This is a genomic window from Paenibacillus sp. FSL W8-1187 (assembly GCF_037965485.1).
Classification (GTDB): Bacteria; Bacillota; Bacilli; order Paenibacillales; family Paenibacillaceae; genus Paenibacillus_O; species Paenibacillus_O pasadenensis.
Genome location: NZ_CP150181.1, coordinates 4,600,781 through 4,627,126, shown reverse-complemented (window position 1 = coordinate 4,627,126; position 26,346 = coordinate 4,600,781). Strand labels below are relative to the sequence as shown.

Below are 26,346 nucleotides of genomic sequence, written 5' to 3'. Positions count from 1 at the left end.
CTCTAGCTTGGAACGGATCGGGCGGAGCCTTCCTTCGATAGGACCTCCGCCAGAGTCGGGAAGCGTCCGACGACCGCCTTCATCTGGCGGCCGCGGCGCTTTTTTTCGTTGCCTGCGGAGGAGCCGGACCGACGGCGCGGTTGTGCCCGGCGCAGGCGGCATGCTATCCTGCTTGATGACAAGCCCGATCGGCAGCCGCCGACGGGAGCAAAGGAGACCTGCATCATGAGCAAGGGCGCATTCATGGGAGAGGACCGGCAGGCTTGGCTGGACTCGTTTTCCTTCTCGATTCCGCTGAAGATCCGCTATTGCGAGACGGACATGCTGGGGCATGTCAATAATGTGAGCTATTTCATGTACTTCGAGCAGGGAAGGATCGAGTACTTCGAGAATTTGGAGCTGACGGAAGATTTATTCAGTCAAAAGACCGTATCCGTCGTCGCCGATCTAGAGTGCCAGTACCTGGATCAGATCTACCTCAAGGACGCGCTGCGCCTGCATGTCAAGACGGCGCGGCTCGGCCGCTCGTCGATCGACATCCAGTATGCGCTGACGGTGGACGGCAAGCTCAAGGCCGGCGGCCGGGGCGCGATCGTCCTGATCGACACGGCCGCCGGCCGGCCGACGCCGATTCCCGACCATGCGCGCGAGGCGATCCGCCGATTCGAGGGCCCGCGGCTGGAGGAGTAGCCCGCCGTAGAGCGTGTCTGCAACCCCGCCCTAGGTCCAGGTGCAAAAACCGGCTGCGGCCCGAAGGCGGCGGAAGCCGGCCGAGGTAAGCTTTTCTTCAGGGAGATTCGTACATCATGTGGCGGAAAAGCTTCGCAGACTATTTTTCGCCCTTGTCCCGTATGTATATCGTAGCGAGCCGCTCTCGGTCCCGAGAGACGCCCCGGGCAGGGCGGCCGCAGCCAGAGGAGGAAGCGTACGTGCACGCGAGCAGCCAGCAACGAATTCTTGTCCTGACCGGGACGCTGGGCGAGGGCCACAACCAGGCCGCGCGGGCGATCGCGGAGGCGGCCGCGGGAGCCGCGCCGAACGCCGAGACGACGATCGTGGACTATATGAAATGGACCCATCCGAAGCTTCACTCGGTCGGACGCTTCTGCTACATGCAGGGCATCAAGGGACTGCCGTCGGTGTACGGCGTCCTGTACCGGGCGACGCGCGAGGAGAACCGGCTGTCGACGCTGTTCAAGCAGCTGCGCACCTTCCGCACGGAGCGCATGCTGCAGCTGCTCGAGGAGCTCCGGCCGACGGTCGTCGTCTGCACGTTTCCGGCCGCTGCCGCAGCGATGTCCCATCTGCGGCTCCAGCGGCTGACGCGCGTGCCGACCGTCACCGTGCTCACCGACTACGCTCGGCACAGCTACTGGATCCATCCCGGCACCGACCGCTACATCGTCGGCGCCGAGCCGATCCGCCAGGCGCTCATCGCGAGCGGCGTGTCGCCGTCGCGCGTCGTCGCGACCGGCATCCCGGTGCGCCGCCAGTTCGGCCAGCGCCATGACCGCGCGGAGCTGCGGCGCAAGCACGGCCTCGATCCGCAGCTGCCGACGATCCTCGTCATGGGCGGCGGCGACGGCCTCATCGGCCGCAGCGTCATGCGCCTCGTCGAGGAGCAGGACGGCCTGCCGCGCGCGCAGTTCGTCATCGTCTGCGGCCGCAACGAGCGGCTGCGCCGCCAGCTGCAGGAGCGGCTGCGCAGCGTCGGGGACGCCCACCGAATCGTCGTGACCGGGTACGTGCCGCATGTGCACGAGCTGATGGCGGCGGCCGACGTCATGGTGACCAAGCCGGGCGGGCTGACCGTCTCCGAGGCGCTCGCGCAGGAGCTGCCGATGATCCTGTTCAAGCCGATTCCGGGACAGGAGCAGGAAAATTCCGCATACCTGGCCGGCCTTGGCGCCGCTCTGGAGGCGAGCAGCCGCGGCGAGCTGATGGACCAGCTGCGCGCGGTGCTCGAGCATGCGGCGCTGCGCGACCGGCTTCGCCGCAACGCGTCGCGCCACAAGCCGGTCGCGGGCGCGAGCCGCGCGCTCCAGGCGATCCTGGAGCTGCAGGATCCCCGCCGCGCGCCGGCGGATGTCGCGGCATCCGCGCTGGACGCGGCGGTCGTCGCGGCCGTCGCCGGCGGCGCCGCGCTGCAAGCCTCCGCCTCGGCTGTAGCGCAGGCTTGAGAGCGGGCGGGCCATCGTTTCAGAGAAGGAGCCGAATGACGACGACGTCATTCGGCTTTTTTAGCGTGGAAAAAATGTCTATCTTCGCGTGTGGATGAGATTGAGGGAGGGAAACGAACAGGGGAGGCTGCAATGATTTCGGGTTGCGGCCTTGGCATCGCGTGCCGGGGAGGCTGCAGCCCGGTTTTTTCGCGTTGATCGCGTAACGCGTATAAAGCGAGTAAAGCGCCTTCTTGCAGCGGGCTTGGAATCCGCCTCGCCGTCCATTCGGTTAGGCGAGGCGATGTCGCTGCGGAGGAAATGGCGCGCTAGAGCGGTAAATCTGCCACTGAAGGAGGCGCAGCGGCGGAGAAGGAGCCCATATGTGGTAAATGTACCACTGATGGAGGCGCAGGCGCGGAGAAAGAGCCCATATGTGGTAAATGTACCACTGATGGAGGAGCATCGGGTGAATGGGCGTGGACGCGATCCGGAGCCCGATGCAGCCCGCGGCTCCCTAAACGCCTCCTGGCCGCTTCCCCTTCCAACTTGAATGCGCTATCATAGGGAAAAAGAATGCGCGGCATCTTCATTTCTTCAACCTGGAATTCGATGAAAATGAAGGAAATACGCATTCGCAGCTTCGGATCCCGCTCAAAAAAAGACTGGATTCCACCCGCAACCTTCACTATCATGATAGGAAACATGCCATGAGGCGCATCGGCATCTAGAGCTTCCGCTCATCCCGATCTGCATCGGTCCCGATCCGCATCCGCATCGGCATCCGTCCTCACCCGCACGACGGCACCCGCACCCGCATCTACGGTTTTCGGCCAGGAGGCATCCCGATGGAAAATTGGCTCGGTCGCTCGCTCAAGCATAAGCTGTCGCTGCTCACGATTCTGGCGGTGCTCGTTCCCCTCTTTTCGCTCGGGCTTCTTTCCTATTCGATCGCCGAAGGGCTGTCGGAGGAGAAGGCCAAGACCGAGGGCATGAAGACGCTGGACCTGCTCCAGGCCTACCTCGACAACATGGTCCGAGACGTGGAGAACATGTCTCTGTTCCTGATCGGCAACGAGAACGTGCAGCAGGATCTGCAAGCCCGGCAGTCCGATCTCCGCAAGCAGACCTCGATCATCAGCTTCCTGACCGATCTGGCTTTTTCCAAGGCATACATCAGCAATATCGTCATCGAAAGCAACGACGGCCGCGCCGCCTACAGCATCCGCTCCGTCGTCAGCTCGGGGCTGGACGTGCTGCGGGCCGAGGACCCGGAGCACTACGATCCCGCCCGCAAGTTCTGGTCGACCGTCTATCGCCAGGACAGCTCCCTCGAGAGCCATCAGGTGCTGACGCTGTCGCGTCCGATCCGCAGCACGAAAAAATACGACAAGCCGATCGGCATCCTCCGCATCAGCCTCGACCAATCCGTCATCGCCCGCCAGCTGCGGCAGTCGGAGCTGCAGGGCTCCGGCTCGGTCGTGCTGCTGGACGCCGACAACCGGATCATGGCCGGTCCGCCGCAATGGGAGCTCAACCGCCCGATCAGCGACTACCTGCCCGGCTTGCCGGCGCTCTCCGGCGAAGGAGGCTCGCTGACCTACGGCGAAGGGGACGGCCGCTCGACGATCCTCTACCGCTCCCTGAACAGCGCGGACTGGAAGCTGGCCGGCATCATTCCGTTCGAGGAGTACCGCTCGCAAAACCGCTACTTCCTGACGCTGGCGGCGATCGCCGTCTGCATCGCGCTGCTGTTCGTCATCGTCGTCGTCGGCTTCATCGTGCGCAAGGTGACGGGTCCGCTCAGCTCGCTCACGCGCCAGCTCCGGCATGCCCATCCCGACGAGCCGCTGCCGGTGCTGCCGGTGACGACGATCGACGAGGTCGGGCAGCTCGTCATCAGCTACAACCGGCTCAGCGCCAAGATCGCCAACCTGACCGAGGAGGTCAAGCGCAGCGAGTCGCTCAAAAAAGAGGCGGACCTGCTCGCGCTGCAGGCGCAGATCAATCCGCATTTCCTGTACAATACGCTCTCGTCCGTGCAGTGGATGGCGCTCATGAACCAGGACGGGCGCACGGCCGAGATGGTCGGCGCGCTCAGCGACTTCCTGCGGTTCAGCCTCAACAAAGGGCGCGAGTACTGCACGGTGGCGCAGGAGTTCAGCCATGTGGACAGCTATGTGAAAGTGCAGTCGATCCGTTATCCGGACCGCTTCGAGCTCGTCTCGTCCGTACGGGAGGAGCTGCTGGAGCGGCCGATGCTCAAGCTGCTGCTGCAGCCGCTCATCGAGAACGCGCTGCTGCACGGCATCCTGAAGCGCCCGGAACCGGGCCGCATCGAGGTCGAGGCCGAGGCGGCCGAAGACGGGGCGCTCCGCTTCATCGTGCGGGACAACGGCGTCGGCATCCCGGAGGAAAAGCTGGACGCGCTCCGCACGCTGCTCGGCAGGCGCATGCTGCCGGGGCTGGACGCCGACACCGGAGGCGACTACGGCAGCTACGGGCTGCGCAACGTGCATAATCGGCTGCTGCTGCATTACGGGCCGGAGGCGGGACTGCATCTGGACAGCTCGCCGGGCGTCGGGACGACCGTCAGCTTCCGGCTGCCGAAGCCAGGCATCGAGGAGGGAGAAGCATGAAGGTATTGATCGTCGACGACGAGGTCATCATCCGCACGGGACTCAGCACCGTGCTGCCGTGGAAGGAGCGCGGCTTCGAGCTGCTGGAGCCGGCGGCGTCCGCGGAGGAGGCGCTGCTGCGGCTGCCGCTGGAGCGGCCGGATCTCATCCTGACGGATATCTGCATGACGGGGGCGTCGGGGCTTGAGCTCGCCGCCCAGGCGCTGCGGGAGTACCCGGAGCTCGATATCATCGTGCTGTCCGGGTACGACGAGTTCGCCTACGCGCAGCAGGCGGTGAGGGAGGGCGTCAGCGAGTATCTGCTCAAGACGAGCCGCCCCGGCGAAATTCTCGATGCCGCCGATCGCGCCAGGCAGCGCTGGCTGGCGCGCAAGCAGCGCGCGCAGACGAGCGCGCGGGAGTCGGCGGCCTACCGCGAGCAGCTGCTGGCGCGGCTGCTGCTTGGCGGCGGCGAGCCGGACGAGGAGCTGCTGCGCCGAGCGGTCGCGGCGCATCCGCAGCTCGCCGGCGTCGGACGCGGCCGGCTGCTGCAGCTGTGGCGGCTGGCCGCGGTCGAGCTGCCGAGCGGAGCGGCGGCTCCGGGCGCCTGCGCGGCAGCGGAAGGCGTGCAGGCGGCCGGCCGCATCGAGGCCTCGGTCGCCCGCGCCGTAGCCGCCGCTCGGGCCGCCGCGGCCGGCGAGCCGGCATCCGCGCCCGCGGAGGAGCCGGCCGACGCCGGCGAGCTCGCGGCCGCGCTCGGCTGCGCCGTCGTGCCGCATGAGCGCGGCGGCTGGCTGGCCGCGGCCGCCGTCGAGACGGAGCAGCAGCTGCAGCCGCTGCTGCGGGCGGGGCTGCGCCGCCTCGCCGAGCGCGGCCGGCCGGCGCTCGCCGCCTGCGGCGAGGCGGCCGCGGATTGGAGCGGCTTCGCCCGTGCGCGCCAGACCGCGCTTCAGGCGTTCGCCTTCCGCCATCTGGCCGCCCGCACCGGCATCGTCCGCTACGACGACGTCGCCGGGCGCGAAGGCATGCGCGCCGTCTGCTCGCCGGAGGAGGAGCGCAGCCTGATCCGGCTGCTGCAGGCCGGCGGCGAAAGCGAGCTGGAGCGCGGCGTGGACGCGCTCCTGGAGCAGGCGCGCGCCGACGCGCAGGCGACGCCGGCCACGATGACCGCGTGGCTGTATTCGCTGCTCGCGGCCGCCCGCCGCTCGCTCGAGCGCTCGGCCGCCTCCATCGGCCGCGAGCTGCCGCCGATGCCGGAGGGCGCATCGCCGGCGGAGCTCGAGGAGCGGCCGCGCGAGGCGCTGCTCGCCGAGCTGCGCCTGCTCTCGCTTCGCTGGGCCGAGCTGGAGCGCGGCGGCCACTCCGCCGTCCGCCAGGCGGCGGAGTACATCCGCGCCCGCCTCGGCGAGAGCCTGACCTTGCAGCAGGTCGCCCGCAGCCTGCCGATGAACCCGACGTACCTGAGCGAGCTGTTCAAGCGCGAGACCGGGCAGACCTACCTCGAGTACGTCACGCGCCAGCGGCTCGAGCGGGCCAAGGAGCTGCTCCTGCAGACGCCGGCCAAGGTCGCGAGCATCGCTTCCGAGGTCGGCTACGAGGACGCGAAGTATTTCAACAAGCTGTTCAAGGCGGACACAGGGCTGACTCCGACCGAATACCGCCAGCTTCACGAACGATGACCCCCCTCCTCCCGAAGGATCTCCCCTGCGGCGGGAGCGGGGTCTTTTATATACTGAGGGCATAACAGGACAGGGGGATGCGAGCATGAACAAGAACAGATTCGGCAAGACGGCGCTGGCTTCGCTGGCGGCGATGGCGCTGCTGAGCGCATGCGGCAACGGAGCGGAAGAAAATGGCGGCGCTTCCACGAACGATTCCGGAGCCGGCGGCGGCAAGGTCAAGCTGACGCTCTGGCACAACTTCGCGGGCGACGACGCCCGTGCCAAGACGGTCCGCGCCAAGATCGACGAATTCGCCGCGGCTCATCCGGAGATCGAGCTGGACGCCCAGGCGATTCCGGTCGACGGCTACCGCCAGCGGCTGAGCACCGTCGCCGCGGCCGACGAGATGCCGGACGTATTCCTTTCCTACGCGGGCAGCCATATCAAGGGCTTCCAGGAATCGGGCCTCGTGCAGCCGGTCCAGGAGCTGCTCGACGCCAAGCCGGAGTGGAAGGACAGCTTCCTGCCGGGCGCGTTCGACGGCTCCACGTTCGACGGCGCGACCTACACGGCGCCGCTGGCGATGTCGGCCACATCCTTCCTGTATTACAACGCGGAGCTGTTCCAGCAGCATAACGTCGCCGTTCCGAAAACCTGGGACGAGCTGATGGCGGCGGTCGACACGTTCAACAAAGCCGGCATCACGCCGATCGCGCTCGGCAACAAGGCGCCATGGGTCGCGCAGTCGACGATCCTCGGCTCGCTCGCGGATCGCGTCACCGGCACCGACTGGTTCAAGAAAGCCGTCGCCCAGGACGGAGCCGCGTTCACCGACGCGCCGTTCGTCGAAGCGCTCGGCTACTTCAAGCAGCTCGTCGACGCCGACGCGTTCGACAAGGGCGCCAACACGATCGACAACACGCAAGCCGAGCAGGTGTTCATCCAGGGCAAGGCCGCGATGATGGTAAGCGGCGCCTGGACGCTGACGAACCTCGCGACGACCCCGGAGGACACGCTCAAAAAGATCGAAGTGACCGTGCTGCCGGCCATCGCAGGCGGCAAAGGCGACGCGAACACGATCTCCGGCGGCCCCGGCGCGGGCTTCGCGCTCAGCAAGAAGGTCGAGGGCGACCGCAAGCAGGCGGCGTTCGACCTGATCTACGCGATCAGCGGTCCGGACGCGCAGAAGGCGATCGCCGAGAGCAACTCGATGGTCATGTACAAGACCGACGTCGATTCGTCGAAGGTCACCTCCCTTTACTACAAGGCGTTCGAGCTCGTCAAGACGGTCGGCATCACGCCGGTCTACGACGCGTACCTGTCCGCCGAAGCCGGCGAGGCGATCAACAACGGCTTGCAGGAAATCATGATGGGCGCGGCTCCGGACGCGGTCGCCAAAAACCTGCAGGACGCCCAGGCCCGCTCGCTCAACCCGTAAGCGCAGTTCCCAACGTCCGTCCCTATGCCACATCCGGGAGATCCGCTCCGCGCTTCGCGGGGAGGGTCTCCTTCTCCTAAGGAGGCGAATCCCCCTATGCCCGCATCTCTGCGCAGCAACCGCTTCATCCTGATTGCCCTGCTGCCCGCCTTGATCGTCTTCGTCCTGTTCGCCGTGCTGCCGATCCTCTGGTCGATCTACTACGGCTTTTTCCAGTGGAAAGGCATGGGCGACGCCAAGTTCATCGGCCTCGGCAACTATCGGGACATGCTGCAGGACCCCGTCTTCTGGCGGGCTCTGCGCAACAACCTGATTCTCGTCGTCTCGGCCATCGTCGGCCAGATTCCAATCGCGCTGGCCGGCGCCCTGCTCCTGACCGCGAACACCTGGTTCAACCGGCTGATCCGCTCCGCGCTGTTCATGCCGATGGTGCTGTCGACCGTCGTCATCGGCATGATCTGGGGCTACATCTACAACTACCAGTTCGGCCTGCTCAACCAGGCGCTCACGCTGATCGGCCTCGAGAGCTGGACCCAGGCATGGCTGTCCAATCCGAAGCTCAACATGTACGCCGTGTCGATTCCGATCAACTGGAGCAACATCGGCCCGTATCTCATCATCTTCATCGCCGCGCTGCAGAACATCTCCTCGGAGATCCACGACGCCGCCGCCATCGACGGAGCGACCGGCTGGCGCAAGCTCGTCAGCGTGACGCTGCCGATGATCTGGGGCACCGTCGTCGTCACGATCGTGCTGTGCATCGCCGGCAGCCTCAAGGCGTTCGACCATGTCATCGTCATGACCGGCGGCGGACCGGCCAAGTCGACCGAGCTGCTCGCCACCTATATGTACAACAGCACGTTCGCCGTCTACCGATACGGCTACGGATCGGCCGTCTCCACGATGATCCTGCTGATCAGCCTGCTGCTGATCGGCATCAACATGGCGGTCACCCGCCGCAAATCGAGCTGACGAGAGGGGAGTGCCGACTGTGAAAACGACCATCGCGCCGCCTGCCGCCGGCTCGGCCGGCGGCGAGAGAAGCCGCCTGCGCCGCCTGATCGGCGGCGGAGCGCTCAAGCTGGTCCTGCTGCTGTACGCCGCAGGCACGCTGTATCCGCTGTACTGGCTGTTCATCAGCGCCATGAAGACGAACGAGGACTTTTTCGCCCATCCGTACTCGCTGCCGAGCGAATGGGTGTTCACGAACATCAGCCGGGCTTGGGATCTCGGCAACATGGGACGCGCCATGCTCAACTCCGCCATCGTCACCTCCGTCTCGGTGGCGCTAACGCTGCTGCTCGGCACGCTGGCCGCCTACGTGCTCTCGCGCTTCCAGTTCCGCCTGCACAAGCTGGCGCTGGGCATCTTCGTCATCGGCATGCTCGTGCCGATCCACAGCACGCTCGTGCCGCTGTTCATCTTCATGAACAAGATCGGGATGCTCGACACCTATGGCGCGCTGATCCTGCCGTACACCGCCTTCGAGCTGCCGATCGCGATCTTCATCGTCATCGCCTACCTGTCCTCCATCCCGCGCGAGATCGAGGAGGCGGCGCTGATTGACGGTAACGGCTGGTGGGGCGTCTTTTTCCGCATGATCCTGCCGCTGTGCAAGCCCGCCCTGGCGACCGTCGCGATCCTGGCGTTCCTGCGCTTCTGGAACGACTTCGCGTTCGCGCTCGTCTTCATCAACTCGCAGGCGCTCAAGACGCTGCCGCTCAGCCTGTCCTTGTTCTCCGACGGCTTCGGCACCGACTACAGCCTGACGATGGGCGCGATGGCGATCGCCGTGCTGCCGACGATCATCGCCTACCTTATTTTCCAGGAGCAGATCATGAAAGGCATGACCGCCGGCGCCGTAAAGGGATGATTCGACGAATTTCTTCTTCAATTATATGGATAATTAGATGAAGGAATTTTAATCCATACTCTCTTTCTAACCAAAACATTGGGTCTTTTTGATCATAAAAAAGCCGCTTTTTTCGACAAAAAGCAGGCTTTTTACTATGAAGTCAATAGGACCTTTGTGCAACAATGAGTAGGATATGCTACTTAGATCATATTGACTAGGTTCATGAGCCCGTCTTATAATGACCCTGTGCAAATGTTGGTAATTGTAGATTTTTACTGGAATAATGATAATGCCGTCGAGAAGGAGCAAGGCGAATGGTATATGATGGGATCCTTCTAGGACTGATCGTCGGGTTCATCCGCGCGGGTTGGAAGAATGGGCTGATCGCGTTATCGCACATCAAAATTCGCTTCGGGTGGGTATTCCCAGTCCTGCTTCTGGTACAGTTCGGATTATTTTACTTCCAAGAGAAGAATGATTTTATTGCTTCCGTCAGCAGCTGGTTCTTCATGGTCATCTACGTGGTCGGACTTGTACTGCTCTGGCTCAATCGCTCGCAAAAAGGTTTCGGCATGCTGTTCGCAGGCGTGTTCCTCAACTTTCTGGTCATGCTCGCCAACGGCGGACGCATGCCGGTTTCGCTCGAAGCCGCGTCAGTTCTGACTCCTGAAGATGTGGCGAAGCTGCAATCGGGGGAGATATGGTTCAAGCACACGTTGCTCCACGAAGGGACTAGGCTAGCATTCCTTGGAGATATTATTCCTATTGGTCCGCCTTATCCTCGTAAGCAAGCTATCAGCTTGGGGGATGTTCTTATGAACATCGGGATATTTATTTACCTGCAGTTTGTCATGATAGGTGCTTTGACTCCTAAAGACAAGCTTGAATCTCAAAACGCCTAGCCTCTCATTTAATTAATAAGCCTTAATTCTATGGAAGGGGGTGAGGGGCATGAAAAAAGTAAACGTTAAAGTTCTCCTTTTCAATATTGCCATTGTCGCTTCCGCAGCAGTAGCGCTGACTTCTGGCCTTCGTGTTTATTAATACTTAAAATCAAAGGCGAAAAAGAAGCAGGGAATACTGTTTCTTTTTCGCTTTTTCGTTCGCGATTTCAATAAGGGGAGACTAGGATGGGAATGGCTAATCGCTTTCGACAACTATTAGCACCTGTAAATGTTTATCTTATCCTAGTGTTCATTCTAGGTCTCTCTTTAGTGTGCATTTATAATTACCCCTTCGATTTAAACTACAGTCCTTGGCAATGGACGATGATATACTCGATGATTGGCTGTACGATACTGCTTGATCATTTCACATTCCGGCTGCCTCCCGAAGGTCATCATCAGTCCATGGATTCTACGATTTTCCTGGCGGCGACTTTTGTTTACGGCCCGAAAGTTTCTCTTCTTATTCTGTTTGTCAGCTCCATATTTATCTTGTTTATCCGCAAAGATGTCGCTTGGTGGAAGCATCTTTTCAATTTTTCCGTATACACCACCATGATTTATAGTGCTGATCAGGTCTATCGGTTTCTCGGTGGAGAGACTGGGGTTTTTCAGACTTCAAATGTGTATGCGTTTATTTTTTCCCTGGCGGCTTATTTTAGCGCGAACGTGGTCTTTGTAGGGATTTATTATTACATCTTGTATAAAGGCAAGCTTGTTGGCATTTTGAGACTGTTCATAAAAGAAGTATTCTTTGCGTATTTAAGCATTTTGCTTCTTTCTATGGTGTTGGTCATTCTTGTGATAAATACTCGCATTTTTGGTCTCTTTCTTTTCCTCATCATCGCCGTCCTGCTTTCCCATGTCTTCAAGCAGCTTTTCCTCATGTATCACGAAATCAACGACAAAGCCAATAAAGACCAGCGGACAGGGCTGTTCAACCACAGCTACCTCGAAGAAAAGCTGGATGAATATATCAAGCTCTACCGCGAGGATGGAAAGACGTTTTCCTTCGCTATGATCGACCTGGATGACTTCAAGAAGTACAACGACATGTACGGCCACCCGCAGGGGGACAAGCTGCTCGGCTTCGTCGGCTCCATCATCAAGGAGGAGTGCGAGCCTCACGGCTATCTGGCCGCCCGCTACGGCGGCGAGGAGTTCGCCATCATCATGCCGGAGCTGGACAAGAACAAGGCGAGGGCCTTCGTCAACCACGTCCGCAAGCGGGTGAACAACGCGCCGTTCGACGGCGTCGACGTGCTGCCGCACGGATGCGTCTCCTTCTCGGCCGGCATCATCGAAATGAGCGCCGACACCTACGAGAAGTCCCAGCTGGTCGGCTTGTCCGACCGGGCGATGTACATCTCGAAGTCCAAGGGCAAAAACGTCGTCACCGTCTATGGCGAGCAGACCTATCTGCCGCAGCAGTTCGAGCATGAGATCAACGAGCTCGAGCAGCAGATCCGCATCTTCCTCTCCAAGGACGTGTACACGTTCAAGCATTCCAAGCGCGTGTTCTCGTACGCGGTGGATATGGCCGGCATTCTCGAGCTCGGCGAGGAGGAGCGGCGCACGCTCATTCTCGGGGCGCTCATCCACGACATCGGCAAGCTGGAGGTACCGCGCGAGGTGCTGACCAAGCGCTCCAAGCTCGACAAGGACGAATGGGAGATCATCAAGAAGCATGTCACGTTCGGCAAGGAATTCCTGCTGGCGACCGGCAAGTACACGGACCTGGTGCCGCTCGTCGAGCTCCATCACGAACGGTATGACGGCGGCGGCTATCCGCATGGGCTGAAGGGCACCGAGATTCCGAAGCTCGCCCGCATGCTCTGCATCATCGACTCGTTCGACGCGATGACGACGGAGCGGCCTTACCAGCGGACGAAATCGTTTGCGGAAGCGCTTGACGAGATGCATCGCTGCACCGGCACGCAGTTCGATCCGGAGCTTGTCTTACCGTTCATCCGCTACATCGAGAGGCGGATCGAGCTGGGCGACATTCCGGACGAAGCGCTGGAGGCGATGGAGCAGCAGCGCAAGCAAGAGGCGAGGCATGACGACAGCCGCACATCATCGGGATAAAAAGGCGTTGCAGCAGCCGCTGCAGCGCCTTTCTCACTAGACGAGATCGCGGGGGAGGCAGGCCGTCAACCGGAGCATGGCGCCATGCGCTTCAGCGATGCCGAGGGTTGACGAATCGTGCCTCGGAGGGCGATAATCATAACACTTGTAAACGCTATCTCAGAAATGGGACACGAGAGGAGGGGGAAACGATCGCCAAGCCGGACAAAGTGCTGTCGAAGCTGCAGGAAGTGGCGGATCGCCGAAGCATTCTGGGCCTCTCCTGCGCCTATCTGATCCGAGGCCGCGTCGTCTGGAAGGGCAGCCTGGGACTGGCGGACCTCGAGCGCCGGATTCCGGTGACGGAGCGAACCGTATTCCGCATCGCCTCGATTTCCAAGACGATCGGAGCGGCTGCGATCCTGCAGCTGGCGGAAAGAGGCCAGTGCAGTCTCGACGACGACGCGGGCCGGCTGCTCGGCCTGCCGCTCCGCCACCCGCAGCATCCCGAGCAGCCGATCAGGCTCCGTCATCTGCTGACGCATACGAGCGGCCTCCAGGATGAATATGCCGCATTTGCCGCGGCATCGCGGCAAGAGCCGTTGCTGCCGCTGTCGGAGCTCTTGCTGCCGGGAGGCGCCTATCACCCCCCGCGCCTATGGGGCGAGCATCCCCCGGGCGATCCGGCGGGCTACGCCTATTCCAATCTGGGGGCGATCGTGCTCGCCACGATCGTGGAGCGGCTGAGCGGGGAGCGGTTCGACCGCTATTGCCGCAAGCAGCTGCTCCTGCCGCTCGGCATGAGCGATTCCAGCTTTCTGCTCCAAGACATCGAGGATCCGGACCGGATCGCCGTGCTGTACGAGCGGGAGCGCGGCAGCGGCTCGTGGACGCCGGCGCTCGATGACCGCGGCAGCCGCCACGAGCCGCCGAGCGCCGCCTTGCGCGACTACGTGCCGGGCGTCAACGGCTCGCTGTTCGCGCCGCAGGGCGGGCTGCGCACGACGGTCGCCGATCTGTCCCGCTGGCTGGAGATGCTGGCCGCAGGCGGCGAGCGTGGCGGCGTCCGGCTGCTGCGGGAGCGGACCGTGCGGGACATGATGGACAAGCACTGGGTCCGCGATCCGCAGGAGGGCTTTTACCGCGAGGGGGGACTGCAGCTGCAGCGGACGCGCGACCTGTTCCCCGGCCGCCTGATGGTCGGTCATGCGGGCGACGCGTACGGCCTCAAGAGCGGCATGTTCGTCGAGCCTGAGACCGGCACGGGCTTCGTCTATGCGATGAACGGCCTCGACGACGCCAAGGACGGCCATGTATTCACGGCGGCGGAGACGGAGCTGGCGCAGGCGATGACGGATATTTTCCGCAAGCGGTAGCTCGCCTGCCGCGCCGGAAGCCGTCGGATTTCCACGGTTTTTCCCGTTTACAGACCCGTCCGTCGATGTTAGAATGGTTTACATCAGATCGGCTTGCAGAGAAAAGCTTACAAGGGGTTATCACGATGCCGTATGATCGCAGCACGCTTTATGTGATCGGCGACGCCCAGTCCTCGGTCAACAACCCGATCACCCAGCAGTACAGCGCTTTTTTCATCGGGCTGGTCGTCGAGCAGGATACGGGCCTCATCGTCGATGCCGGCTGCTCGTCCACGATTCCGCTCACCTCGGAGTTCGTCAAGTCGATCTTCATCGGCTGCAGCGTGCTCGACGTCGATGCGGTGAGCGAGGAGATCCGCAGGCGCTATCACGGCTCCTCGCAGAAGGCTCTCATCGTCGCGTTCAAGGACGCCTCCAAAAAATTCAAATCCACACGCAGCGGCCGCGAAGAGCGGGAACAGCCCACTTCCGGCAGCGTGTAAGCTGCTTTATTTATCCGCAGGGCGCTTCGCCGCCACGCTCGTAAATAAAACCCAGCCCTTGCCGCCACCTCGATGGCGAGCTTCGGCTGGGTTTTTTCCATCCTATGAATGTAAAATTCCGACTCGGGAGGAAGAAAGATGAAGCTGTACGTATCGGTGGACATGGAAGGAATCACAGGCATGGTGGACAGCACGTTCGTCTTCCCGGGCAGGCACAATTACGCCCGCGGCCAGCAGATCATGACCGACGAGGCGAACCATGTAATCGCGTCGGCGTTCGACGAGGGCTGCGCCGAGGTGATCGTCAATGACAGCCACTCCAAGATGAACAATCTGCTGATCGAGCGGCTCCATCCCGAGGCGCAGCTCCTGTCCGGAGACGTGAAGCCGTATTCGATGGTGCAGGGGCTCGACGCCTCGTTCGCGGGCGCGGCGTTCATCGGCTACCATACGATGGCGCCGACCGCGGGCGTGCTCAGCCATTCGATGATTTTCGGCGCGCATCGCATGTGGCTGGGCGGCAAGGCGGTCGGCGAGCTCGGCCTCAACGCCTACGTCGCGGGCCACTACGGCGTGCCCGTGCTGCTCGTCGCCGGCGACGACCGGACGGCGGTCGAGGCGGAGGAGCTGATCCCCGGCGTGACGACCGCCGTCGTCAAAACCTACGTCTCCCGCACGTCCGCGCTCTGCCTGACGCCGGACAAGAGCGGACAGCTGCTGCGGGACAAGACGAAGGAGGCGCTCGCCGCGCGCGGCCGCGTCCAGCCGCTCGTCCCGCCGGACAAGCCGGTGCTGGCGATCGAGTTCGCCAACTACGGGCAGGCCGAGTGGGCGCATCTGATGCCGGGCACGGAGCTCGACAACGGCAGCCCGGTCGTCACCTTCGCCGCCGCCGACATGCTCGAGGCGTACCGCGCCATGCTCGTCATGGTCGAGCTGGCCTCGCGCGCCGAATTCTGCTGAGCAGTCCCCCAGCCCCCGAAAGGAGCGTCGTACGGCTATGGCTTCCTACATCCTGAAACGGTTCATCTCCATGGCGGTCACGCTGTGGCTCATCGTCACGGTCACGTTTTTCCTCATGCATTCCGTTCCGGGCAGCCCGTTCGACAAGGAGGGCCGGAATACGAGCCAGACGGCGGTCGACAACATGATGGCGTACTACCATCTGGACGAGCCGCTCGGCGTGCAGTACGTGCTCTATCTAAAGTCGCTGCTCATGCTTGATCTCGGCCCCTCGATCGGCCACTTCCCGACGACGGTGAACGACATGATCGGCCGCGGCTTCCCGGTGTCGTTCCAGCTCGGCATGCTGGCGCTGTCGATCTCGATCGTGTGCGGCATCGCGCTCGGCACGGTCGCGGCGCTGCGCAAAAACCGGCTCATCGACCAGCTCGCGATGGTGCTCGCGGTCATCGGCATCGCGGTGCCGAACTTCGTCGTCGCGACGCTGCTCATCAAGTACGTCGCCGTCGAGTGGCGGCTGCTGCCGGTCGCGACCTGGGGCACCTGGCGGCATGCGGTGCTTCCGGCGCTGGCTCTGTCGACCGGCCCGCTCGCCATCATTGCCCGCATGACGCGGGCGAACATGGTCGAGGTGCTGACCGCCGACTATATCGAGACCGCCCGCGCCAAGGGGCTGCATCCGGCGGTCATCGTCTTCAAGCACGCGCTGCGCAACGCGGTGCTGCCGGTCGTCACGCTGCTCGGCGCGCTCGTGGCGAACGTGCTGACGGGCAGCTTCGTCATCGAGAAGATCTTCGCCATTCCCGGCATGGGCAAATACTTCGTCGACGGCATCAACAACCGCGATTACTCGGTCATCATGGGCACGACCGTGTTCTACAGCGCGCTGCTGCTGGTCATGATGCTGATCGTCGACATCGTGTACGGCCTCATCGATCCCCGCATCAAGCTCCACCGGAAGGAGGGACGGCCATGAGCGTGCCGGATTCCCTGTTCGTCCCGATGAACCGCGATGCCGTCGACGCGGAGGCGATCGTGCGGCCGCGGCTGAGCTTCGCCCAGGAGGCGTGGCGGAGGCTCAAGCAGAACCGGCTCGCCTTTGCCGGCGCGCTGCTCATCGTGCTGCTGGCGCTGCTGGCGACCGTAGGCCCTTACCTGCCCGTGCAGAGCTACGACAAGCAGGTGCTGACGGACATCAACCTCGCGCCGTCGGCGCAGCATTGGTTCGGCACGGACGAGCTCGGCCGCGACGTGTTCGCCCGCATCGTCTACGGCGCGCGCATCTCGCTGTTCATCGGCCTGGCGGCGACGCTCATCGACGTCGTCATCGGCATCGTCTACGGCGGCATCGCCGGCTATGTCGGCGGCCGCGCGGACAACGTCATGATGCGCTTCGTCGACATGCTGTACGGCGTGCCGTACCTGCTCATCGTCATCCTGCTCATGGTCGTCATGGGTCCCGGACTCGCCACGATCATCGTCGCGCTGAGCGCGACCGGCTGGATCGGCATGGCGCGGGTCGTGCGCGGGCAGGTGCTCTCGCTCAAGTCGTCGGAGTACGTGCTGGCGGCGCGCTCGATGGGATCGAGCGGCTGGCGCATCATCCGCAGGCATCTCGTGCCCAACGCGATGGGCGTCATCCTCGTGCAGATCTCGTTCTCCGTGCCGTCGGCGATTTTCGCCGAGGCGTTCCTCAGCTTTCTCGGGCTCGGCATCCAGCCGCCGCTCGCGAGCTGGGGCGTCATGGCGAGCGACGGCCTGTCGGTCATCCTGTCGGGCCAGTGGTGGCGGCTGTTCTTCCCGGCGCTGTTCATCTCCGTCACGATGCTGGCGTTCAACCTGCTCGGCGACGGGCTGCAGGACATCTTCAATCCGAGACAGAGGAGGTCGTGACGATGTGGAGACGAGGCGATCGGGATCATCGGAAAAAGGCGGCGCTCTCGGCCGTAGCCGCGCCTCCCGCGCCGGAAGCGGCGCAAGCGCGTCCGGCGCGCGCCGACAGCGGCGGCGCTCCGGAGCCGGACCTCGGTCGGGCCGCGCAGGCGGCTCGTCCGCCGGGGGAGGTCATCCTGGAGGTCGACGACCTCCGGGTGAGCTTCCGCACGCATGGCGGTCAGGTGCAGGCGGTGCGCGGCGTGAGCCTCTCGCTGCGGCAGGGCGAGACGCTCGCTATCGTCGGCGAGTCCGGGTGCGGCAAGAGCGTCACCGCCCGCAGCCTGATGCGGCTGCTGCCGGAGCATGCGGCCGTGCTGGGAGCCGGCTCCAGCATCCGCTGGAAGGGCCGGGAGCTGACGAAGCTCAAGGAAAAGGAGCTGCGCAAGCTGCGCGGCGCGGAGATCGCGATGATTTTCCAGGATGCGATGACCGCGCTCAACCCGACGCTGACGATCGGCGAGCAGCTGATCGAGGGCATCGCGCTCCATCGCAAGGTGCCGCGCTCCGAGGCGAGGCGGCTCGCGGTCGACATGCTGGAGCTGGTCGGCATCCCGGGCCCGGAGACGCGGCTGAAGCAGTACCTCGGCGAGTTCAGCGGCGGCATGCGTCAGCGCATCATGATCGCGATCGCCGCCTCGTGCAGCCCGTCGCTGCTTATCGCCGACGAGCCGACGACGGCGCTCGACGTGACGATCCAGGCGCAGATCCTCGACCTGTTCCGGATGCTGCAGGAGCGCACCGGAGCGGCGATCGTGCTCATCACGCATGATCTCGGCGTCGTCGCCGAGACGGCGGACCGCGTGTGCGTCATGTACGCCGGCGAGATCGTGGAGTCGGGCACGGTCCGCGAGCTGTTCCGCCGCCCGCAGCATCCGTACACGCAAGGCCTGCTCGCAGCGCTGCCCCGGCTCGACCGGGAGCGCGGGCGTTCGCTCGTGCCGATTCCCGGCACGCCGCCGGATCTGTTCGCGCCGCCGCCCGGCTGCGCGTTCGCGGCACGGTGCCCGCACGCGATGGAGGTGTGCCGGCTGCGCCGGCCGCAGATGGCGGAGCTTGACGGCACGCATGCGGTCGCGTGCTGGCTGCAGGATCCGCGCGCGGCGCGGCCGCCGGCCGCCGGCGCCGGAGCGGGGAGCGGCATGGCGGGCGAGCCGGCGCGCACGGCCCTCGGCTAGACCAATTCATTTTTCAAAGGGGAGAGCGATCAAATGAAGATGAAGAAGCTTTCGATGCTGCTGATGAGCGTCATGCTGGCGGGAGGCGTGCTGGCGGCATGCGGCAATGACTCGTCGAACGGAGAGGCCGGAGAAGGAGAGGCGGCAGGCAAGATCCTGCGCTACAACAACGGCAAGGAGCCGACGTCGCTCGATCCGCCGATCGGCTTCGACCAGATCTCCTACGACATCGTCAACAACGCGTTCGAGGGGCTGGCGCGTCTCGGCAAGGACGACAAGCCGGAGCCGGCGATGGCCGCGGAGTGGAAGGTGTCGGACGACGGCCTCGTCTATACGTTCACGCTGCGCGACGGGGTGAAATGGTCGAACGGCGATCCCGTCAAGGCGTCGGACTTCGAGTTCGCCTGGAAGCGGCTGCTCAATCCTGAGACGGCATCCGACGCGGCGTTCCTCGCCTATCCGATCGTCGGCGCGGAGGACTACAACTCCGGCAAAGGCTCCGCCGACGCCGTCGGCATCAAGGCGAAGGACGACAAGACGCTCGAGGTCACGCTGCGCCATCCGGCGGCCTGGCTCGTGCAGATGACGGCCAGCCCGGCGTTTTTCCCCGTGCATCAGGCGACGGTGGAAGGCAACGCCCAGTGGGCGGGCGAAGCGTCGACGATCGTCAGCAACGGTCCGTTCACGATTACGGAGTGGAAGCATGAGGAAGAGCTCAAGATGGTCAAGAACAAGGACTACTGGGATGCCGGCACGGTGAAGCTCGGCGGCGTCACGTACAAGATGGTCAACGATACGAATACGGCCTATCAGCTGTTCACGACCGGCGAGCTCGACACGACCGGCAGCATCCCGGCCGACATGGCCGACCAGCTGTTCGCGGACGGCAAGGTCAAGGTCGAGGAATCCGCCGGCACCGCGTTCTACCGCTTCAACACGACGATGGAGCCGTTCACCAACAAGAGCATCCGCCAGGCGTTCGTCGCCGCGGTCGACCGCCAGCAGCTCGTCGATCTCGTCCTGCGCCAGAAGCATAAGCCGGCTGTCGGCTTCGTCTCGCCGGGTCTCGAGGATGCGGCCGGCGGCGACTTCCGCGACGTCGGCGGCGACCTGATCGGCTTCGACGCGGCCAAGGCCAAGGAGCTGCTCGCGGCGGGCATGAAGGAAGCCGGCTACTCGGCGCTGCCGCCGATCACGCTGACGTACAGCACCAACGACGTGAACCAGAAGGTCGCGCAGGCGCTGCAGGCGATGTTCAAGGACAATCTCGGCGTCGAAGTCAAGCTCGAGAGCAAGGAGAGCAAGGTGATGACGGCCGAGCAGAAGGCGCTGCAGCTGCAGCTGTCCCGCTCCTCGTTCCTGCCGGACTTCGCCGACCCGATCAACTTCCTCGACGGCTTCCAGTCCGACAATCCGTTCAGCCGCACCGGCTGGAAAAACGACAAGTTCGACGAGCTGATCCAGGGCGCGTACGAGCAGGCCGACGAGAAGCAGCGCTACGAGATGATGCACGAGGCGGAGAAGATCCTGATGGACGACGCGCCGATCCTGCCGCTCTACTACTATAACAGCGTCAATCTGGAGAGCGACAAGCTGTCCGGCGTCGTGCGCCATGCGTTCGGCTTCATCGACTTCAAGTGGGCGGAGCTGAAATGATGCTGCGGCCTCCCGCGCTGAAGCCGGGCGACACCGTCGGCATCCCGGCGCTCGCCAGCCCCGGCGATCCGGCGCAGATCGAGGCCGCCTCGCGGCAGCTCGAGCGGCTCGGCCTGCGGGTGCGGCTCGGCCGCACCGTGTCGCTGCGCCGCGGCTATCTCGCCGGCAGCGACGAGGAGCGCGCGGACGAGCTGATGGAGATGTTCGCCGATCCGTCGATCTCCGGCATCGTCTGCGCCCGCGGCGGCTACGGCACGGCGCGCATCGCCGACCGGCTCGACTACGGCGTCATCCGCGCTCATCCCAAGGCGTTCTGGGGCTACAGCGACATCACCTTCCTGCATGCGGCGATCGGCCGGCTCGCCGGACTGGTCACGTTCCACGGGCCGATGATGATCGACCTGCAGGAGCAGCCGGCCGGCAGCGGCGGCTTCGACCATGCGCGGCCGCATCCGGTCACGCTGGAGGCGTACCGGCAGCTGCTCGCTCCGCGGCGGCCGCAGCTCGGCGAGGAGCACGGGCCGCTGCGGCCGATCGTGCCGGGCGAGGCGAGCGGCCCGGTCGTCGGCGGCAACCTGACGCTGATCGTGAGCACGCTCGGCACGCGCTATGAGCTCGACACGCGCGGCCGGCTGCTGCTGCTTGAGGATATCGACGAGGAGCCGTACCGGGTCGACCGCATGCTCATGCAGCTGCGGCAGGCGGGCAAGCTGGACGATGCCGCAGGCATCGTCGTCGGCGACTTCCACAACTGCGGCCCGGCCAAGCGCAAGGCGTCGCTCTCGCTGGACGAGGTGCTGCAGGAGCATCTCGGCGCGGCGGGCAAGCCGGCGCTCGCGGGATTCCGCATCGGCCACGGCTCGCCTCAGCTGGCCGTGCCGCTCGGCGTGGAGGCGCGGCTGAGCACGGCGGAGCGCCGGCTGGACTTTGCGGAGTCGGGCTGGGCAGAGGACGAGGCGGCCAGCGGATCGGCGGCAGACAGCGAGAGAGGCTAGGGCGTGATTGCGTGCAGACACGCCCCCCTAGGCAGAGGAGGACATCCGGCATGAACATAGAGAGCATCAAGGCGATGCGCCAGTCGACCCCGATGGCGAGGCCGTTCCGCACAGCGCTGCGCACCGTGCGCGAGGCGGAGTCGATCATCGTGCGCGTCCGCGACCAGGACGGGCGGATCGGCTGGGGCGAGGCTCCGTCCACCGTCGTCATCACCGGCGACAGCCTGGAGAGCATCCAGGCGGCGATCGAGCATACGCTCGCGCCGCCGCTGATCGGGCAGAGCCTGCTCGGCTACGAGCGGCTGCTGCAGACGGTGCACGGCGCGATGGTCGGCAGTCCGAGCGCCAAGGCCGCGCTCGACATGGCGATCTACGATCTCGTCGCCCAGCACTGCGGCTTGCCGCTGTATCAGTTCCTCGGCGGCTACAAGGACCGGCTGGAGACCGACTTCACGGTCAGCGTCGGCGAGCCGGAGGAGATGGCGCGCGATGCGGAGGCGAGCGTGCGCGGCGGGTTCGACGTGCTCAAGATCAAGGTCGGCAAGGACGCGGCGGAGCTCGACGTGCGGCGGATCGAGGAGATCCGGGCGCGCGTCGGCCCGGACGTGCGCATCCGGCTCGACGCCAACCAGGGCTGGAGCGTCAAGGAGGCGGTGCGCGCCATCCGGCGCATGGAGGATCTCGGGCTGAATCTCGAGCTTGTCGAGCAGCCGGTGCGGGCGCATGACGTCGAAGGGCTGAAGGCCGTCACCGACGCCGTGCAGACGCCGATCATGGCGGACGAGAGCGTCTTTTCGCCGGCGGAGGCGCTGCGCGTGCTGCAGCTGCGGGCGGCCGACCTCATCAACATCAAGCTGATGAAGGCGGGCGGCATCTACAAGGCGCAGCAGATCAACGCGCTCGCTGAGCAGTACGGCGTCGAGTGCATGGTCGGCAGCATGATTGAGTCGCGCGTCGCCGTCACGGCGGCGGCGCATCTGGCGGCGAGCAAGAAGAACATTACGCGCTTCGACTTTGACGCGCCGCTGCTCATCGGCAGCGACATCGTCGATGGCGGCGTGCGCTACGACGGCCGCGTCATGACGTTCCCCGACGCGCCCGGCCTCGGCATCCGCGGCGTGCGCATCCGTCCGGGAGCGGGCGCGGCGGTTTCGTAGGGCGAGGTTTTCAAAAAAGCCAGAGCCAGATTCCAAGGTGAATCTGGCTCTGGTTTTTTACAAGATCCGCGCCGCCTGCATTCTCATGCCGGGAGGTGCATCCTTAAAGGACGACCGGCGAGAGCGGCTTGCTGCTGAAGGTTTTTGCTTTGGCGCAAAGGATCGTAGACCGCCGGCGAAGAAAGTAGAACGAAGCTTATCGGCAAGGCATAGGCATGGCGAATTCAATCCTTGAAGGAGGCATGGCGGCATGGAGCAGGCGAGCGGAAAGGAAGCGCGCGTGGCGGTCAGCGTGGCCGGCGTATGGACGAGCCCGGCGCATGCGCGGGAGCAGGATGCGCCGGCGCTGGCGTCCCCGGCGGATGTGAGGGGCTGGATCGGCAGCATGGACTTCGAGCAGCGGCTTGACCTGTGCGAGGGCAATCGGCTGCAGACGCAGCTGCTGCTCGGCGAGCGGGTGCTCGTCGCGGAGGAAAAGGATGGCTGGGCGCGCATCCACGCGCCCGCCCAGGCGACAGCCAAGGAGCCGGGCGGCTATCCGGGATGGATGCCGCTCGCGCAGCTCGTTTTCGACGGCGCCGCAGGCGAGCCGGAGCGGAGCGGGCCGGCGCCGATCGCGGTCGTGACGGCCGAGAGCGCCTGGCTGCATCGCGGCAGCGCGCCGCTCGGGGCGGCGGCCGACATCGCTCCGTCCGCCCCTGCCGCAAGCGGCGGCGCCGGCGCGGCAGCGGCAGAAGCCGCGGAGCCAGAGGCCGCCTGCGAGCCGCAGCCGTGGATCGAGCTGAGCTTCCTCACGGAGCTGCCGGTCCTCTCGGAGCGGGGAGATTGGGTCGAGGTCGCTTTGCCTCAAGGAGGCGGAGGATGGCTGCGCCGCAGCGACATCCGCCTGCGCGAGCCGCGGGAGACGTCGGCGCTCGTCGGAGAAGGCCGTCATGCCGGCCGCGTCATCGTAGAGCAGGCCAAGCGCTACTTGGGCCTCCCCTATCTCTGGGGCGGCATCTCCTCCTTCGGCTACGACTGCTCCGGGCTCGCTTATGTGATGCACCGCGCCGCCGGCTTCGTCATTCCCCGCGACGCGTCGGACCAGGCGCTCGGCGGGCTGCCTGTGGAGCGGGAGGAGCTGACGCCGGGCGACCTGCTGTTTTTCGCCTACGAGGAGGGCAAGGGCCGCATCCATCACGTCGGCATCTACGCAGGCGGCGGGCGGATGATCCACTCGCCCCGGACGGGCCGCTGCGTCGAGCTCGTCAAGCTCGACGAGAGCTACGAGCTGTACCGCGAGCATTGCGCCAGCCGCCGGTATTGGAAGTAAGCATTCGAGCCCGTTCTCCCGCCTCGTTGCGGGAGAGCGGGCTTTTCCGCTTGTTCAGGCGCTTCTTCATCTTGCCGAATTCCTAGCCGTCCCTCATCATGGAAGGATACGCCAGCACCGACGGGTGCAGGGAAGGAGCCGCCATGACGACCAAAATCATTTTTTCCTCGCCTCGCGTCGGCGAGACGAGCGACGAGCAGCTGCAGCGCATGCTGGACCGCCACGGGCTCGGCCGCCTGCTCGCCTGGAGCCGAACCGGCCAGGGCGCGATGAGCCAGACGCTGCGCATCGAGACGAGTACGAGGGCGTTCATCCTCAAAGGAAACCCGCTCTATCCCGGACAACTGGAGGAGGAGCGCTGGTTCACCGAGCAGCTGGCCTCGCGGACGAGGCTGCCGCTCCCGATTCCTTATATCGTAGACGAACGAACGGATCTGTTCGGCTGGAGCTACGCGATCATGCCGTGCCTGCCCGGCCGGCATCTCGGCGATCTGGCGGACGAGGGAGGCTTCGCCGGAGCGGAAGCGGCCGCCGAGGCGCTGCACGAGATCCACCGCTGGAAGGAGCCGATGTACGGCGAATACGATCCGATTTCACGCAGGATCGTCCCGTTCGAGGGCGGCTACTACGGCTGGCTCTCCGAGCGCATCCTCTACTGGCTGCATGATGCGGCGCGATTCTCCGCCATCGGCGCCGAGGACATGGCATGGACCGAGGAGAGGCTGCGGCAAGCGCAGCCCGATTTCGCCGAGCTCGGCCAAGCGGCCCTGTGCATGGGCGACTTCAAGCCGGGCAACTTCCTGCTGGCGAGCCGTCCGGCCGACGCCAGCCGCCTCGCAGTCAGCGGCCTGTTCGACCTGACGAACGCCTACTTCGGCGATCCGCTGGCCGATCTGGCCAAGCTGCTCGTCTATTACCGCGGGCGCGGCCGGCAGGACCTGGCGGCGTGCTTCCTGCGGGCCTATGCGGAGGGAATGGAGGACGAGCGAGGGCTAGGCAGCCGCCTCGGCGTGCATCTGCTGCATCAGAACGTGCTCGACTGGGGCTGCCTCAAGGCGATGGGAGCCGCCGACTGGCCTGCGGAGCTGACGTTCCGGGCATGGGCGGCCGCGCAGCAGGCGGATCTCGCCGACTGGCTGGCCGCCATCCAGCCGCGATCCGCGGGCAGGAGGGAGACGCCATGACGGAGCATCAGGCGGTGCTGGCCCGGGCCAGGGAGGTGGCCGAGCTCGCCGCGCGCGAGGCGGCGGAGATGGCGCGGGATTATTTCACGCGGGACAAGCAGGTGCAGGACAAGGGCGACAGCGGCGATCTCGTCACCGTCGCCGATACGCTGGCCGAGGAGATCATCCTGGCGCATATCCGCGCGGCATTCCCGGACCATGAGATCCGCAGCGAGGAGACAGGCTGGCACGGAGCGCCGGGCGACTGGCTGTGGCTCGTCGATCCGCTCGACGGGACGAACAACTACGCGATCGGCTTGCCGGTATACGGCGTCTCGATCACGCTGCTTTACCGGCGCGAGCCGCTGCTCGGCGTCATTTGCGACTCCCATCTGGATCGGCTGTATGTGGCGGAGCAGGGAAAAGGAGCCTTCGTCGACGGAGCTCCGCTCTCTATCCGCCGCTGTCCTTCCGTGCCGCGCATGACCGTCGGCTGGATCCAGGGACATGCCGTCGGCAAGGACGGGCGGGTGCTTGCGCTCAAAGCCCGGCTCGAGGGCAGCTTCAAGCGCGTCCTGCGCCTGTGGGCGCCAGCGCTGCAGTGGTGCATGCTCGCGCGCGGCGATTTGGACGCGATGGTGCTGTACAATTCGGAGGGCGACGATCTGTACGCCGGACTGCTGCTCGCCCGCGAGGCGGGAGCGGCGGTCGTCGATTTCGACGGCGAGCCTTTCGAGGGGATGAGCGCGGAGCCGTATCTGATCGCCGCCCATCCCGATCATCTGCCGGAGCTGATCGCGCTCGTGCGGGACGGCTTGAAGGTGTGAGGCATGGCAGGCGAGCGGACGTGCGCGCAGGACCCTGTTTAGACCTTTTTAACGGGGGTCGGCGATTCTTCTACCCTCTTTTTACCTCTCTATGGATTACGCTAAGGACATCGAAGAGTCGAGCAGAGAGGATCGGGAACGATGGGAGAAGAAGCGCTGAACGGGATGAGGCTGTACGTCGTCGATCGGGTGGAAAAAGGCTCATCATGCCGATGCGCCGTGCTGCAGCTCAGCTGCGGCGCCTGCAGCGGCTGGAGCGAGGCGGAGGTAGCCCGGTGCGGGCAGCCGTTCGATCTCGTGCGCTGGGCGTGCTGCCTGCAGCCGCTGCGGCGGATGACGCCGGAGCAGGCCATGCGCGCGGTGCAGGAGCGCGGGAGCGGCTGGGGAGAGCCGCGCCGCAGGCTCGTGCTGGGCGCGCTGCTCGAGCTGAGGGAGCGGTTGACGCGGCAGGAGCGGCTGAAGGAGCCGCCGGTCTGGACCGGCGAAGGCCGTTTCGGGGCAGTTGAAAGAGACGAGCGGGCGATGCTCGAGCGGGCCGCTTCCTATTACGAGATTTTATGAAG

General features: G+C 64.7%; 22 protein-coding genes. All 22 read left to right on the top strand.

Features of this window, described 5'->3' with window-relative positions; translation table 11 throughout:
• The first annotated feature begins 225 nt into the window (after positions 1-225).
• The 22 genes from NYE40_RS20030 (at position 226) to NYE40_RS19925 (ending at position 26,344) form a co-directional block, all read left to right on the top strand.
• A complete protein-coding gene (locus tag NYE40_RS20030) occupies positions 226-690 on the top strand; it encodes a thioesterase family protein (RefSeq protein ID WP_339278836.1) in 465 nt (154 codons plus the stop codon).
• Positions 691-929: 239 nt separating this feature from the next.
• Positions 930-2,180, top strand: a complete 1,251-nt coding sequence (locus NYE40_RS20025) for a glycosyltransferase (RefSeq protein WP_180968403.1) — start codon at positions 930-932, stop codon at positions 2,178-2,180.
• Between the two features lie 827 nt (positions 2,181-3,007).
• A complete protein-coding gene (locus tag NYE40_RS20020) occupies positions 3,008-4,798 on the top strand; it encodes a sensor histidine kinase (RefSeq protein WP_339278835.1) in 1,791 nt (596 codons plus the stop codon).
• Entirely contained in the window at positions 4,795-6,456 is a 1,662-nt protein-coding gene (locus NYE40_RS20015) for a helix-turn-helix domain-containing protein (protein WP_339278834.1), read from the top strand. The genes NYE40_RS20020 and NYE40_RS20015 overlap by 4 nt, the downstream gene beginning before the upstream one ends.
• A gap of 85 nt (positions 6,457-6,541) precedes the next feature.
• On the top strand, positions 6,542-7,876 hold the full coding sequence (locus tag NYE40_RS20010) for an extracellular solute-binding protein (protein WP_339278833.1): 1,335 nt from the start codon (positions 6,542-6,544) through the stop codon (positions 7,874-7,876).
• 96 nt (positions 7,877-7,972) lie between these two features.
• On the top strand, positions 7,973-8,848 hold the full coding sequence (locus NYE40_RS20005; protein ID WP_028598803.1) for a sugar ABC transporter permease: 876 nt from the start codon (positions 7,973-7,975) through the stop codon (positions 8,846-8,848).
• A gap of 76 nt (positions 8,849-8,924) precedes the next feature.
• Positions 8,925-9,749: a carbohydrate ABC transporter permease gene (locus NYE40_RS20000; RefSeq protein ID WP_228551904.1), complete on the top strand. Its 825-nt coding sequence runs from the start codon at positions 8,925-8,927 to the stop codon at positions 9,747-9,749.
• Positions 9,750-10,045: 296 nt separating this feature from the next.
• Positions 10,046-10,633, top strand: a complete 588-nt coding sequence (locus tag NYE40_RS19995) for a DUF5317 domain-containing protein (protein ID WP_339278832.1) — start codon at positions 10,046-10,048, stop codon at positions 10,631-10,633.
• Between the two features lie 927 nt (positions 10,634-11,560).
• Positions 11,561-12,763, top strand: a complete 1,203-nt coding sequence (locus tag NYE40_RS19990) for a diguanylate cyclase (protein ID WP_228551688.1) — start codon at positions 11,561-11,563, stop codon at positions 12,761-12,763.
• Between the two features lie 230 nt (positions 12,764-12,993).
• The gene (locus NYE40_RS19985; protein WP_180968402.1) at positions 12,994-14,118 is read left to right on the top strand and encodes a serine hydrolase domain-containing protein; all 1,125 of its coding nucleotides are present in this window, start codon (positions 12,994-12,996) and stop codon (positions 14,116-14,118) included.
• A 125-nt stretch (positions 14,119-14,243) separates the two neighbouring features.
• Positions 14,244-14,600 carry a DUF3870 domain-containing protein gene (locus NYE40_RS19980; protein WP_043111230.1) on the top strand — a complete coding sequence of 119 codons (357 nt, stop codon included), beginning with the start codon at positions 14,244-14,246 and terminating at the stop codon, positions 14,598-14,600.
• Between the two features lie 138 nt (positions 14,601-14,738).
• The gene (locus NYE40_RS19975) at positions 14,739-15,563 is read left to right on the top strand and encodes a M55 family metallopeptidase (protein WP_028598807.1); all 825 of its coding nucleotides are present in this window, start codon (positions 14,739-14,741) and stop codon (positions 15,561-15,563) included.
• A gap of 37 nt (positions 15,564-15,600) precedes the next feature.
• Positions 15,601-16,539, top strand: coding sequence for an ABC transporter permease (locus tag NYE40_RS19970; RefSeq protein WP_028598808.1), 939 nt, complete (start codon positions 15,601-15,603; stop codon positions 16,537-16,539).
• A complete protein-coding gene (locus NYE40_RS19965; protein WP_028598809.1) occupies positions 16,536-17,456 on the top strand; it encodes an ABC transporter permease in 921 nt (306 codons plus the stop codon). The genes NYE40_RS19970 and NYE40_RS19965 overlap by 4 nt, the downstream gene beginning before the upstream one ends.
• Before the next feature lie 2 nt (positions 17,457-17,458).
• On the top strand, positions 17,459-18,673 hold the full coding sequence (locus NYE40_RS19960; RefSeq protein WP_084137167.1) for an ABC transporter ATP-binding protein: 1,215 nt from the start codon (positions 17,459-17,461) through the stop codon (positions 18,671-18,673).
• A 39-nt stretch (positions 18,674-18,712) separates the two neighbouring features.
• The gene (locus NYE40_RS19955; RefSeq protein WP_028598810.1) at positions 18,713-20,329 is read left to right on the top strand and encodes a peptide ABC transporter substrate-binding protein; all 1,617 of its coding nucleotides are present in this window, start codon (positions 18,713-18,715) and stop codon (positions 20,327-20,329) included.
• The gene (locus NYE40_RS19950; RefSeq protein WP_153784230.1) at positions 20,326-21,324 is read left to right on the top strand and encodes an LD-carboxypeptidase; all 999 of its coding nucleotides are present in this window, start codon (positions 20,326-20,328) and stop codon (positions 21,322-21,324) included. Before NYE40_RS19955 ends, NYE40_RS19950 begins: the two co-directional genes overlap by 4 nt.
• A 50-nt stretch (positions 21,325-21,374) precedes the next feature.
• Positions 21,375-22,481: a dipeptide epimerase gene (locus NYE40_RS19945; RefSeq protein ID WP_028598811.1), complete on the top strand. Its 1,107-nt coding sequence runs from the start codon at positions 21,375-21,377 to the stop codon at positions 22,479-22,481.
• 250 nt (positions 22,482-22,731) lie between these two features.
• The gene (locus tag NYE40_RS19940) at positions 22,732-23,793 is read left to right on the top strand and encodes an NlpC/P60 family protein (protein ID WP_028598812.1); all 1,062 of its coding nucleotides are present in this window, start codon (positions 22,732-22,734) and stop codon (positions 23,791-23,793) included.
• Positions 23,794-23,936: 143 nt separating this feature from the next.
• Positions 23,937-24,977 carry an aminoglycoside phosphotransferase family protein gene (locus NYE40_RS19935; protein WP_028598813.1) on the top strand — a complete coding sequence of 347 codons (1,041 nt, stop codon included), beginning with the start codon at positions 23,937-23,939 and terminating at the stop codon, positions 24,975-24,977.
• Positions 24,974-25,783, top strand: a complete 810-nt coding sequence (locus NYE40_RS19930; RefSeq protein ID WP_028598814.1) for an inositol monophosphatase — start codon at positions 24,974-24,976, stop codon at positions 25,781-25,783. The genes NYE40_RS19935 and NYE40_RS19930 overlap by 4 nt, the downstream gene beginning before the upstream one ends.
• A gap of 141 nt (positions 25,784-25,924) precedes the next feature.
• Positions 25,925-26,344, top strand: coding sequence for a hypothetical protein (locus NYE40_RS19925; RefSeq protein ID WP_028598815.1), 420 nt, complete (start codon positions 25,925-25,927; stop codon positions 26,342-26,344).
• Positions 26,345-26,346: the final 2 nt, after the last annotated feature.